Source organism: Streptacidiphilus jeojiense, from assembly GCF_000719095.1.
Lineage (GTDB): Bacteria > Actinomycetota > Actinomycetes > Streptomycetales > Streptomycetaceae > Streptacidiphilus > Streptacidiphilus jeojiensis.
The window spans coordinates 1-12,190 of the sequence record NZ_JOEH01000016.1; the positions used below are offsets into that span (position 1 = coordinate 1).

Sequence of the window (12,190 nt, forward strand, 5' to 3'; positions counted from 1 at the left end):
AGCCCCCCCCCCCCCCCCGCCCCCCCCCCGCCCCACTGCACAAACCCCCGCCGAAGGCGAAACCTCAGCGCACCCGAACGATCAGGGCATCGCCCTGCCCGCCCCCACCGCACAGCGCCGCCGCACCGACACCGCCGCCGCGCCGCTTCAGCTCAAGGGCCAGCGACAAGACCAACCGAGCCCCGGACATCCCGATCGGGTGACCCAGCGCGATGGCCCCGCCGTTGACGTTCACCTTGTCGAGCGAAATCCCCAGGTCCTTGACCGACTGCACCGCGACCGCGGCGAACGCCTCGTTGATCTCGACCAGGTCCAGGTCCTCGACGGTGAGACCCTCCTTGGCCAGCGCAGCGAGGATCGCGTTGGAGGGCTGCGACTGCAGCGAGTTGTCGGGGCCGGCCACATTGCCGTGGGCGCCGATCTCGGCGATCCAGGAGAGCCCCAGCTCCTCGGCCTTGGCCTTGCTCATCACCACCACCGCGGCGGCGCCGTCGGAGATCTGCGAGGCCGACCCCGCAGTGATCGTGCCGTCCCGGGTGAACGCCGGACGCAGCTTGGCGAGCGACTCCACCGTGGTCTCCGGACGGACCCCCTCGTCCGCGGCGAAGCGCAGCGCCTCGCCGCGCCGCTGCGGGATCTCCACCGGGACGATCTCCGCGTCGAACACCCCGTTCTTGGCCGCGGCGGCGGCGAGCTGGTGCGAGCGCGCGGCGACGGCGTCCTGGGAGGCCCGGTCGATGCCCAGGCGGGTGTTGTGGGTCTCGGTGGACTCGCCCATGGGGATGTTGTCGAAGGCGTCGGTGAGGCCGTCGTGGGCCATCGCGTCGAGCATCTCGATCGCGCCGTACTTGTAGCCCTCGCGGGACTTGGGGAGCAGGTGCGGGGCGTTGGTCATGGACTCCTGGCCGCCGGCCACGACGATGTCGAACTCGCCGGCCCGGATCAGCTGGTCGGCCAGGGCGATGGCGTCCAGCCCGGAGAGGCAGACCTTGTTGATGGTGAGGGCCGGGACGTTCATGGGGATGCCGGCCTTGACCGCGGCCTGGCGGGCCGGGATCTGGCCGGCGCCGGCCTGCAGCACCTGGCCCATGATCACGTACTGGACCTGGTCGCCGGTGATCCCCGCCCGGGAGAGGGCCTCCTTGATGGCGATGCCACCGAGGTCCGCTCCGGAGAAGCCCTTCAGTGAGCCGAGCAGGCGGCCCATCGGAGTGCGCGCGCCCGCGACGATCACATTGGTCATTTCGTAGCCCCTTTGCTGCGATGAGGGTCTGAACGCAACGCTGCCACGTCTCTGCGATCCAGGGTTTGAGGCCAAGATACTGACGCGTAACGCCTTCGTCACGGCTGACGCAGTGTGATCACGCGCACGGTTAACGTGGGTTTACCCGGGGGCGCCGCATACGCTTCATTGGAGGACTCCAAGGCCCTCAGGGAGGGAATCGTGCTCACTCGGATCGATCACATCGGTATCGCCTGTTTCGATTTGGACAAGACTGTGGAGTTCTACCGGGCCACGTACGGCTTCGAGGTGTTCCACAGCGAGGTCAACGAGGAGCAGGGGGTGCGCGAGGCCATGCTCAAGATCAACGAGACCGGTGACGGCGGCGCCTCGTACCTGCAGCTGCTGGAGCCCACCCGGGAGGACTCCGCGGTGGGGAAGTGGCTTGCGAAGAACGGCGAGGGGGTGCACCACATCGCGTTCGGGACGGCGGACGTGGACGGCGACGCCGCGGCGATCCGGGACAAGGGTGTGCGGGTGCTCTACGACGAGCCGCGGATCGGCTCGATGGGGTCGCGTATCACCTTCCTGCACCCCAAGGACTGCGGAGGTGTGCTCACCGAACTGGTCACGTCCGGGAAGACCCACGAGTAACCTGAAAAGCCACCCGTACCCCCCTGCGCTTCAGGCCCGTGACATGAGAAAATACCGCGGTGCCCGGATAGCGGGGGCGTGGGTGGACGCGGGTGAGCGGGGTCCCCGGGATCTGTCACCATGTCTCCCTAAGGCACGATGACATCAAGGAGCTCACCCGGACGGCCGAAGCCGTGGGGTGGCGACCCGACCAGGAGACGGATGGGACCGCGGAGTGCGGGGCTACGAGGTTGACGATCAGCTCTCCAAGTTCGAAGCCAGGATGGACAAGCTTCGAACCGAGCGGGAGAAGGCCGTCACGCATGCCGAGGACCTCGCCTACCAGGTGGAGGTCCTTCGGGCGAAGCTGCACGAGTCGCGTCGGCAGCTCGCCCAGCCGCGCGCGTTCGACTCCGTGGCCGGTCAGGCCGAGCAGATCCTGCGGAACGCCGAGATGCAGGCGGAGCAGCTCCGGGCCGACGCCGAGCGGATGCGCCTGGAGGCGCAGAACACCACCCAGCGGGTGATGGCCGAGGCCGCCGAGCGCAGCGCCCGGGTGCAGGCCGAGTGGGCCGCGGAGGCGGAGAACCGGCGTCGCCAGCTGGAGCAGGAGCTCGCCGAGCTGCGCCGCAACGCCGAGCGGCATGTGAACGAGAACGTCTCCTGGGCCGAGCAGACCCGAGCCGGGACCGAGGAGCAGGCCCGGCGGGTGCTGGAGGAGGCCCGGGTCGAGGCCGAGCGGCTGCTGGCGTCCGCCAGGGCCGAGGCGATGGCGGTGTCCGAGCAGGCGACCTCGCAGGTCGCCGCGGACGTGCAGTCGACCAGGGCCGAGGCCGACCAGGTGCTGCTGCGGGCCAGGACCGAGGCCGAGCGGCTGCTCGGCGCGGCCGCCGCACAGGCCCAGGACGCCACCCAGCGGGCCGAGAGCGTCAAGCAGTCCGCGCAGAGCGAGGCCGGCCAGCAGCTGCAGGCCGCGCAGGGCGAGATCGAGGCGCTGCGGCTGGAGGCCGAGCAGTACCGGCGCGAGGCCGAGGAGCTGCGGGCCGCGGCCCAGCAGCTGCAGGCGGACGCCGAGGCGGCGGCCACGCGCCGGCTGTCCGAGGTCGAGGCCTCCAGCGAGCAGCGGACCGCCACCGCCAAGTCCGAGGTGGCCCGGATGGTGGCGACGGCCACCAGGGAGGCCGAGCAGCTCAGGGCGGACGCCCAGCAGCTCATGGAGGAGGCCAGGGCCGAGGTCGAGCGGTTCACCGCGGAGGCCGAGGAGTCCGCCGAGGCGCTGCGGCGCGAGGCCGAGGAGTCCGGCCGCACCGAGGGCGCCGCGAGCGCGACGGTGCACCTGGCGAAGGCCGCCCGTACCGCCGAGGATGTGCTCAGCCGGGCCACCCGGGAGGCCGAGGAGACCACCGCGAGCGCCGCCGAGGAGGCGGAGCGGATCCGCACCGAGGCCCGGGCCGAGGTGGAGCGGCTGCGGGCGGAGAGCCGGGCCGCGGCCGAGCAGGCGCAGGGCAGCGTCATAGAGGAGATCCAGGCGCACCAGGACGCGGCGGCGGAGCTGCGGGCCGAGGCCGAGACCCAGCGGGCCGAGGCCGCCGTGGAGGCCGAGAAGGTGCGCGGGGAGGCGCGTCGGCAGGCCATAACCCAGATCGAGGAGGCCGCCCGCACCGCCGAGGAGCTGCTGGTCCGGGCCAAGGCGGACGCGGACGAGCTGCGCGGCGGCGCGGCGGTGGAGCTGGCGAAGCTGCGCGAGCGGGCCAACGAGCAGGCCCAGGAGGTGCAGGGCCGCGCGGAGGCGGTGCTGGCGCGGGCCAGGGCCGAGGCCGAGCGGCTGCGGAACACCGCGCAGCAGGAGCGGGACGAGGCCGCGGCGGCGCAGGAGCAGGAGCGGGAGCGGATCCTGGAGGCGGCCGAGCAGGCCGCCCGGGAGCGCGCCGAGCAGGCCGAGGCAGCGGCGGCCGAGGTCGCCGCCCAGGTCGAGCGGGAGCGGACCGAGCTGCTGGCCGCCGCCGCGCACGAGCGGGACCAGGTGCTGGCCGCCGCCGAGCAGCTGGCCAGGGAACGGGGCGAGGAGGCCGCGGCGGCTGCGGCCGCGCTCCAGGAGCAGTCCCGCGAGGAGCACGCCCGGGCATCCGAGGAGGCCGAGCGGCTGGCCGAGGAGTCCCGCCAGGCGTACGCGGACGCGGCCGAGGAGCTGGAGCGCCGCAAGGTCCGCGCCGAGGAGGACGAGGCGGCCGCCGCGGCGGCGCTGGCCGAGGCCGGGGTGGAGCGGGAGCGGCTGCTCGCCGAGGCCGAGACCGAGCTGGCCGCGCTGCGGGTGGAGTCGGCCGCGCAGGCGGAGGCGGAGTACGCCGAGGCGCAGCGGCACCGCGGCGACGCCGAGCAGTTGCAGGCGGAGGCCGCGGCGGCGCTGGCCGCGGCCGGCGACGAGGCCGAGCGGATCCGGATCGAGGCCGCCGAGGCCGCGGCGCAGGGCGAACGGGAGCGCGGCGAGCTGCTGGGCGCGGCCCAGGCGGATGCCGAACGGATGCGGGCCGAGGCCGCCGCCGAGGGCGAGGGTGTGCGTTCCGCCGCCGAGTCCGAGGCCCGGCGGCAGGGCGAGGAGATCGACCGGCTGCGGGCCGAGGTCGCCGAGGCCAACGCCCGGGGCGAGGCGGAGCGGGCCGAACTGCTGGGCGCCGCACGGGCGGAGGCCGAGCGGCTGCAGACCGAGGCGCTCGACGCCGCCGCCCGGGGCGAGGCGGAGCGGGCCGAACTGCTGGGCGCGGCACAGGCGGAGGCCGAGCGGCTGCGGGCGGAGTCCGTCACGGCCGCGGCGCAGGGCGAGGCCGAGCGGGACGAGTTGCTGGCGGCGGCCCGGGACGAGGCCGCGCAGTTGAAGGCGGAGATCGCCGAGACCGGGGCGCAGGCCGAGCGCGAACGGGCCCAGCTGCAGGCCGATGCCGAGCGCGAGGCGCTCCAGGTACGGGAGTTGGCGACCGGCGAAGCCGCCAGGGTGCGGGCCGAGGCCGAGCAGGCCGCGGCGGCCGCGGTGGCGGCGGCCGAGGACGAGGCCGCCCAGGTGCGGCAGTCCGTGGCCGGCATGTACGAGGCCGCCGAGAGCCAGACCACGCAGCTGCGCGCCACCGCCGAGCGGGAGACCGCCGAGCTGCGCGAGAGCGCGGCGGCCGCGGCTGCGGAGATCCGGGAGCAGGCCGCCGCCGAGGCCGCGCGGCTGCGCGCCGAGGCCGAGGCCGAGTTGGCGCAGGCCCAGGCCGACGGCGCCGAGCTCAGGGCGGTCGCGCAGGCCGAGCGGGAGCGGCTGGACCAGGCCGCGGAGGCCGAGCGGCAGCGGCTGGTTCAGGAGGCCGAGGCGGTCAGGGCCGCCGGCCGGGCCGAGGCGGCCCGGGTCATCGACGAGGCGCAGGCCCTGGCCGACTCGGTGACCGGTGACGCCGAGACCGCGGCGCTGGCGACCACCGCCGCCGCCGAGGAGCAGGCCGACGCCATGGTGTCGGCCGCCCGCAAGGAGGCCGAGCGGCTGGCCGCCGAGGGCGCGGCGGAGGGCGCGGCGCTGGTCGAGCGGGCCCGCTCGGACGCGGACGTGATGCTGGTGGAGGCCCGCAGGGACGCCACCGCCATACGGGAACGCGCCGAGGAGCTCCGGGACCGCACCGACGCCGAGACCACCGCACTGCACGAGCGGGCCCGCAAGGAGTCCGCCGAGGCCATGAAGGCTGCCGGGGAGCGCGTGGACAAGCTGGTGGCCGCGGCCACCGAGCAGGTCGACGACGCCCAGCAGCGGGCCGCCAAGGCCCTCGCCGAGGCGCAGTCCCGGGCGGCCAAACTGGTCACCGACGCCGAGGAGAAGGCCGGAGAGCTTGTCGCCGCCGCCGAGCGGGAGGCTGCGGAGACGCAGTCCGACGCGTCGACGGAGGCGAGCAAGGTCCGCCTGGCAGCCGTCCGCAAGGCGGAGGCGCTGCTGAAGGAGGCGGAGCAGAAGCTCAGCGGGTCCACCGCCACGGCGGAGGCCCGCGAGGCCGAGGCCGCGGAGCACCTGGCCACGGCCAGGACCGAGGCGGAGCAGCTGCGTGCCGCTGCCGCCGAGGCCGCGGAGCGGATCCGCAAGGAGGCCGTCCAGGCCGCGCAGGAGGAGATCGCCCGGGCCCGCGAGGAGTCCGAGCAGCTCACCGACGAGGCGCTGGCGGAAGCCCAGCGGATCACCGACGAGGGCCGTCGTGAACTCGACGAGCTCGTCAACCGCAGGAAGGACATCAACACCGAGATCGCCCGGGTGCAGGATGTCCTGCAGGCCCTGGAGTCCTTCGAGGCTCCGTCAGGGTCCGGGGCGGGCAAGAGCAACGGGGGAAGCAACAACGGGTCCGACGGCGGTCGGAGCGGCGGCCGGGGCGCGTCCCCGGCGGGGGTCGGCGCGGGCGCGACCCGGGCGGGCGGAACCCGTCTGGGGGACAAACACAGAGACGCCGCACCACCCGATTGAGCGGACATTCTCCACTCTTCATGGGCTTTCAGCCGATGACACTCCGAATCCGTGCCAGGATTCGCCTATTCACCTCACACCTCACCGGGCATACGACAGGAACTCCACCCCATGAGCGATCCACACTCTCCGCACGGCTTCGACACCGTGCGCCGCGGGTACGAGCGTGCTCAGGTCGACGAGCGCATCAGCAAGCTGGTCGCAGACCGGGACAGCGCCCTCGCCCGCATCACCGCACTCGAGAAGCGCATCGAGGAGCTTCACCTCGAAACGCAGAACGCGCAGGCCCAGGTCACCGACTCGGAGCCGTCGTACGCGGGTCTCGGCGCACGCGTCGAGAAGATCCTGCGCCTGGCCGAGGAGGAGGCGAAGGACCTGCGCGAGGAGGCCCGTCGCGCCGCCGAGCAGCACCGCGAGCTCGCCGAGGCCGCCGCGCAGCAGGTCCGCAGCGAGGCCGAGACCTACGCCAAGGACCGCAAGGCCAAGGCCGAGGACGAGGGCCAGCGCATCGTCGACAAGGCGAAGACCGACTCGACCCAGCTGCGCGCCGAGGCCACCAAGGACGCGCAGAACAAGCGCGAGGAGGCCGACGCCCTCTTCGAGGAGACCCGCGCCAAGGCGGCCCAGGCCGCCGCGGACTTCGAGACCAACCTGGCCAAGCGTCGCGAGCAGTCCGAGCGTGATCTGGCTGCCCGTCAGGCCAAGGCCGAGAAGCGCCTCGCGGAGATCGAGCACCGCGCGGAGCAGCTCCGCCTGGAGGCGGAGAAGCTGCGTACGGACGCCGAGCGCCGCGCCCGGCAGACCGTCGAGACGGCCCAGCGCCAGTCCGAGGACATCGTCGCGGACGCCAACGCCAAGGCGGACCGCATCCGCAGCGAGTCCGAGCGCGAGCTGGCCGCCCTGACGAACCGTCGGGACAGCATCAACGCGCAGCTCACCAATGTCCGCGAGATGCTGGCCACCCTCACGGGTGCGGCTGTCGCCGCGGCGACCCTGCCCGACGACGACTCGCTGACCCGCGGGGTCCCCGCCCAGCAGTCGCGGTAACGCTCCACGAAGGCCCGGTCCACCCCTCTTTTCTGCGGGGGGTACGGACCGGGTTTTCGTCTGCGGGCCCGTAGATGGTTGGTCGCGCAGTTCCCCGCGCCCCTGGGGGGCTGCAACTGACCCACAGTGGGCAAGTTGCACTACCTAGGGGCGCGGGGAACTGCGCGGCCAGCCACCCACAGACCGTCAGCCGGAAGCCTCCACCCGCGCCAGCAGCCCCCGTACGGCCCAGTTGAAGGCGTCAGGCGACTCCATCGCCGAGAGGTGCCCCACTGCCGGAAGGACCGTCAGGACCACGTCGGGAAGTACCGCAGCCATCGCCTCGGCGTCGCTCGGCGGAGTGATCGCGTCCTCCTCGCCGACCAGGACCAGCGCCGGGACCTGTACCCCGGCCAGGACGTCCAGTGAACCCGGGCGGGACGCCATCGCGCGTTGGGCCCAGGCCACCGCCCGTGGCGAGGCCTCCTCGACCATCGCCCGCAGCCGCTCCTCCAGCCGCGGCCGCTCCCGCACCGAGGTGGCCCCGAGCAACGGGGAGGGCACCTGCTCGTCCACCAGCAGCCGCACGCTGTCCCTGGCCAGCACCGCCGCCGCGACCCGCTCGCGGTTGGCCCGGGCCTGCTCGGTGTCCGCGGTGGCCTTGGTGTCGGCGAGCAGCAGCCCTGACAGCCGGTCAGGATGGCGGCGGGCCAGCGCCATGGCGACGTAGCCGCCCATGGACAGCCCGCCGACGACCGCCCGCTCGATCCCGGCCCGGTCCAGCAGCAGGGCCACGTCGTCGGCCAGCAGGTCCAGCGAGGGCTCGTCGTCGCCCAGTTCGGTGCCGCCGAAGCCGCGCAGGTCCACGGCGAGGACCCGGGCCTCGGATCCGTCGGCTCCCGGCAGCTCGTCCAACTGCTCCCGCCACATCCGGGAGGACAGCGGGAAGGCGTGCAGCAGCACGAGGGGGGTGCCGTGGCCGGCCTCACGTACGGAGATGCGATCGGTCATGCCGGAAGCCTATGCGCGCCGGATGCCGATGGCCGGGAGCGACCGGTCGGCCCTATCGAACCGGCATCCCGCCCCCTTCTGCCCTAGTCTGACGCACAGTGACCAGGAACGGGCGGATTGAGGAGCAGGGATGATCGAGGTCCATGAGCTGACCAAACGGTACGGCGACAAGCTCGCCGTGGACGGGCTCAGCTTCCAGGTCCCCCAGGGCGTGGTCACCGGCTTCCTCGGTCCCAACGGCGCGGGCAAGTCCACCACCATGCGGATGATGCTGGACCTGGACCGCCCCACCAGCGGCAGCGTCACCATCGACGGCAGGGCCTACCACCAGCTGCGGCAGCCGCTGAAGCACATCGGCGCGCTGCTGGAGGCCAAGGCCGTGCACCCGGGCCGCACCGCCTACAACCACCTGCTGTGGCTCGCCAGGAGCAACCGCATCCCGGTCGGGCGGGTCGACGAGGTGCTTGGCATGGTGGGGCTGCGCGAGGTCGCCAAGCGCAAGTCCGGCGGCTTCTCGCTGGGCATGGGCCAGCGGCTGGGCATCGCCGCCGCGCTGCTCGGGGACCCCAAGATCCTGATGTTCGACGAACCGGTCAACGGCCTCGACCCGGAGGGCATCCTCTGGGTCCGCAACCTGATGAAGCTGCTGGCCCAGGAGGGCCGCACGGTCTTCGTCTCCTCGCACCTGATGAGCGAGATGGCGCTGACGGCGGATCACCTGGTGGTCATCGGCCAGGGCCGGCTGCTCGCCAACCTGTCGATGGACGAGTTCATCGACCAGAACTCGCACGGCTTCGTCCGGGTCCGCACCCCGCAGCCGGAGGCCCTGCTGGAGGCGCTGGCGACCGCGGGCATCACCTCCAGGCCGCTCGCCGACGGCGGCTTCGAGGTCGTCGACGGCGACCCGGCCACCATCGGCGACCTGGCCCGCGACCACGGCATCGCCCTGCACGAACTCAGCCCCCAGCGGGCGTCGCTGGAGGAGGCCTTCATGCAGATGACCGCGGACTCGGTGGAGTACCGGACCGGCGCCGACGGCTCCGCCATCCCGGTCAATCCGGGTAACGCGGCCGGCATCGCACCGCCCCCGCCCGAGGACGGCGGCGGAGGCGGCTGGGGCGCGCAGTGGCAGCAGCCGGGCGGCAAGCGCCGGAAGGAGAGCTGAGATGGGCGACTTCAGTGCGGTCCTGCTCTCCGAGTGGGTCAAGGTCAAGACGGTCAAGTCCACCTGGATCACCCTGCTGGTGGCCTTCGTGGTGACGGCGGGCCTGGGCGCGGTGATCTCCGCGGTCACCAACAGCCAGTGGAACAGCATGTCCGAGAGCGACCGGCTCACCTTCGACGCCACCTCCACCAGCTTCTCCGGCGTCTACCTGGGCCAGCTGGCCGTCATCGTCTTCGCGGTGCTGGTGGTCGGCAACGAGTACAGCAGCGGGATGATCCGGGCCACCCTGGCCGCCGTCCCGCAGCGGGCCACCCTGCTGCTCGCCAAGACCGCCGTGGTGCTGCTGCTGGTGCTGCCGGTCGCCCTGGTGACCAGCTTCGTCACCTTCTTCCTGGGCCAGGCCCTGCTCGGCGACCACAACGTGTCGATCGGCGACCACGGCGTACTGCGCGCGGTGGTCGGGATGGCGCTCTACATGACGCTGATCGCGCTGCTGTCCCTGGGCGTGGGCTTCATGCTGCGCAAGCCGGTGCTCTCGCTGGGGCTGTTGATGCCGTTCTTCTTCCTGATCTCGCCGATCCTGTCCGCCGTACCCAAGGTCAAGAACGTCGCGCGCTACTTCCCGGACACCGCCGGATCGCAGATGGTCCACGTGGTGCCCAGCACCTCGGTGCCCTACGGCCCGCTGGCCGGCTTCTTCATCTGCCTGGCCTGGGCCGCGGCCTGCCTGCTCGGCGGGTACGCCCTGCTGAAGCGGCGGGACGCCTGACGGTCCGGTACTTCCTAGTACTTCGGAGCGTTGCGGCCGCGTTGGACGGCCGCCGAGCGCCGCTCGCGGGCGTTCCAGCAGGCGCGGTGCCAGTGCCGCCGGTCGTCCACCCCGGCCGTGCCGCTGACCGAGGTCAGCGGCCAGACCACCAGGTGGCCGACGCCGGGCGGGATCTCCTGGTCGCAGCCGGGGCAGCGGTAGGACTTGCCGCTGTCCCCGGCGACCGGGCGCACCTGCCAGTCCTCGCCGCCGTAGCTGTCGGTCTGTCCCAGGGTCCAGCCCAGCCCGCTGTAGCCGCCCGAACGCGGTTCCGGCTGCTCACTCCTCCGGGGGCGACTTCGGCGCGGTGACACGGGACTCCCTGGGTAGATGGGGGATGCTGGACCCCTTGAGGGGGCCGGTGAAAACAACGATAGCGTCCCAAATTCCCCTTTAGCACAAGATCTCTCGCAGATCCAGGGTGAGGCGTCATTTCCACCCGTTATCGGGCTCGCGGGCCCGAATCCGTGTGCCAGCGGCACATGACATGAGTTACTCCAGAGGGAGATGCGGGACCGAAGTTCCCCGCGGGACCTAGGAGCTGATTCCCCTCATGCCCAGTAGGACCAGAACCGTCCGCACCGCCGCGTCCAGAAGCGGCGACACCCCGGACCTCGGCGCCCGGATGCGGGTGCCGCGCCAGCGCACCGCCCCCGCCGCGGTCCGCAGCGGTCCGGGGCCGATCCGCACCGGCGCCTTCCTGCTCGCCGCGCAGTTCCCCGGCCAGGGCCACGCCGAAGCGCTGGACCGCGCCGTCTCGGCGGCGGTCGCCGCCGAGCACGCCGGGCTGGACAGCGTCTGGCTGGCCGAGCACCACTTCGTGCCCTACGGCGTCTGCCCCTCGGCCGCCACCCTCGCCGCGCTGCTGCTCGGCCGTACCAGCAGGATCCGGATCGGCACCGCGGTGAGCGTGCTGCCAACCCAGCACCCGGTGGCGCTCGGCGAGCAGGCCGCGCTGCTGCACCTCACCTCCGGCGGCCGGTTCACGCTCGGCGTGGGCCGTGGCGGCCCCTGGGTGGACCTGGAGGTGTTCGGCGCCGGCGCGGAAGCCTACGAGAGCGGCTTCACCGAGTCGTTGGACCTGCTGCTGCGCTGGCTGCGCTCGGCCAGGGTGGGCGCCTCCGGGCCCCGCTACAGCTTCCCCGAGGTCGCCGTGGTGCCCAGGGCCACCGAGCAGCCGCTGCCGTTCCCCGCCCTCGGCGGGGCCCGCGGCCCGGAGTACGCCGGGGTGCGCCCCCGGGCCGGCGGCGACGGACCGCCGGTGCAGGTGGCCTGCACCTCGCTGGGCACCGTCAGACTGGCCGCCGAACGCGGCCTGCCGATGCTGCTGGGGATGCACTCCGGCGACGAGGACAAGGCCGCCATGGTCGCCGCCTACCGGAAGGCCGCACGCGAGGCCGGGCGGACCCAGGAGCAGATCGAGCGGGTGGAGGCCGAGCACATGGCGGCCGGCGTGGCCCAGATCGAGGACAGCGGTGCCGAGGCCCGCCGGGTGCTGCTCAAGTCGATGCCGGGCTGGCTGCACTACGGCCTGTCCGCGCACCGCACGGTGGACGGCCGCGAGCGGCGGATGCGCGATCCGCACGAGTACACCGAGCTGCTCTGCGACCTGCACGCGGTGGGCACGCCCAGGCTCTGCGCCGACCGGCTGGCGGCCACCGCCGAGCGCACCGGGGTGCGTCGCTTCGCCCTGCTGGTGGAGGGCTCCGGCGACCGGGAACTGACGCTGCGCAATGTCGAGCGGCTCGGCTCCGAGGTGCTGCCGCTGCTGGCCTGACAACGCGCCGGTCCGCCGACATCCGGGGGTACGTCGGCGGACCAGTGGTCGCGTTGCCGAGTGCGGGCAGCGCT

At 73.2% G+C, this 12,190-nt stretch carries 9 protein-coding genes; 6 read left to right on the forward strand and 3 right to left on the reverse strand.

Annotation, left to right across the window (positions count from 1 at the left end):
* Positions 1 to 64: 64 nt before the first annotated feature.
* Positions 65 to 1,243 (reverse strand): acetyl-CoA C-acetyltransferase, encoded by a 1,179-nt coding sequence (locus IF29_RS0120980; RefSeq protein WP_030257177.1) that lies wholly within the window; start codon positions 1,241 to 1,243, stop codon positions 65 to 67.
* A 201-nt stretch (positions 1,244 to 1,444) separates the two neighbouring features.
* On the opposite strand from IF29_RS0120980, the gene mce reads away from it, so the two are divergent.
* The 3 genes from mce to IF29_RS0120995 all read left to right on the forward strand — a co-directional run bounded on the left by mce (position 1,445) and on the right by IF29_RS0120995 (position 7,376).
* The gene (gene mce, locus IF29_RS0120985; RefSeq protein WP_030257179.1) at positions 1,445 to 1,876 is read left to right on the forward strand and encodes a methylmalonyl-CoA epimerase; all 432 of its coding nucleotides are present in this window, start codon (positions 1,445 to 1,447) and stop codon (positions 1,874 to 1,876) included.
* Positions 1,877 to 2,138: 262 nt separating this feature from the next.
* On the forward strand, positions 2,139 to 6,329 hold the full coding sequence (locus tag IF29_RS0120990; protein WP_063757564.1) for a hypothetical protein: 4,191 nt from the start codon (positions 2,139 to 2,141) through the stop codon (positions 6,327 to 6,329).
* Positions 6,330 to 6,440: 111 nt separating this feature from the next.
* Positions 6,441 to 7,376 (forward strand): coiled-coil domain-containing protein, encoded by a 936-nt coding sequence (locus IF29_RS0120995; protein WP_030257186.1) that lies wholly within the window; start codon positions 6,441 to 6,443, stop codon positions 7,374 to 7,376.
* Positions 7,377 to 7,562: 186 nt separating this feature from the next.
* Here IF29_RS0120995 and IF29_RS0121000 read toward each other — a convergent pair whose 3' ends face one another.
* Positions 7,563 to 8,366 carry an alpha/beta fold hydrolase gene (locus IF29_RS0121000; RefSeq protein WP_030257189.1) on the reverse strand — a complete coding sequence of 268 codons (804 nt, stop codon included), beginning with the start codon at positions 8,364 to 8,366 and terminating at the stop codon, positions 7,563 to 7,565.
* A 130-nt stretch (positions 8,367 to 8,496) separates the two neighbouring features.
* Between IF29_RS0121000 and IF29_RS0121005 the strand changes: the two genes are divergently transcribed.
* Both IF29_RS0121005 and IF29_RS0121010 read left to right on the forward strand, forming a co-directional pair.
* Positions 8,497 to 9,531: an ABC transporter ATP-binding protein gene (locus tag IF29_RS0121005; protein WP_030257190.1), complete on the forward strand. Its 1,035-nt coding sequence runs from the start codon at positions 8,497 to 8,499 to the stop codon at positions 9,529 to 9,531.
* 1 nt (position 9,532) lies between these two features.
* Positions 9,533 to 10,300 (forward strand): ABC transporter permease, encoded by a 768-nt coding sequence (locus tag IF29_RS0121010; RefSeq protein ID WP_030257193.1) that lies wholly within the window; start codon positions 9,533 to 9,535, stop codon positions 10,298 to 10,300.
* Between the two features lie 14 nt (positions 10,301 to 10,314).
* Here IF29_RS0121010 and IF29_RS0121015 read toward each other — a convergent pair whose 3' ends face one another.
* Positions 10,315 to 10,653, reverse strand: coding sequence for a hypothetical protein (locus IF29_RS0121015; RefSeq protein ID WP_030257196.1), 339 nt, complete (start codon positions 10,651 to 10,653; stop codon positions 10,315 to 10,317).
* A 368-nt stretch (positions 10,654 to 11,021) separates the two neighbouring features.
* Here IF29_RS0121015 and IF29_RS0121020 point away from each other — a divergent pair, with 368 nt between their 5' ends.
* The gene (locus IF29_RS0121020) at positions 11,022 to 12,116 is read left to right on the forward strand and encodes an LLM class flavin-dependent oxidoreductase (protein ID WP_030257199.1); all 1,095 of its coding nucleotides are present in this window, start codon (positions 11,022 to 11,024) and stop codon (positions 12,114 to 12,116) included.
* The last annotated feature ends 74 nt before the right edge of the window (positions 12,117 to 12,190 follow it).

Coding starts and splice junctions, on each gene's coding strand:
- IF29_RS0120980 (WP_030257177.1), bottom strand. CDS start 1,243: ATGACCAATGTGATCGTCGCGGGCGCGCGCACTCCGATGGGCCGCCTG.
- IF29_RS0120990 (WP_063757564.1), top strand. CDS start 2,139: ATGGACAAGCTTCGAACCGAGCGGGAGAAGGCCGTCACGCATGCCGAG.
- IF29_RS0120995 (WP_030257186.1), top strand. CDS start 6,441: ATGAGCGATCCACACTCTCCGCACGGCTTCGACACCGTGCGCCGCGGG.
- IF29_RS0121000 (WP_030257189.1), bottom strand. CDS start 8,366: ATGACCGATCGCATCTCCGTACGTGAGGCCGGCCACGGCACCCCCCTC.
- IF29_RS0121005 (WP_030257190.1), top strand. CDS start 8,497: ATGATCGAGGTCCATGAGCTGACCAAACGGTACGGCGACAAGCTCGCC.
- IF29_RS0121010 (WP_030257193.1), top strand. CDS start 9,533: ATGGGCGACTTCAGTGCGGTCCTGCTCTCCGAGTGGGTCAAGGTCAAG.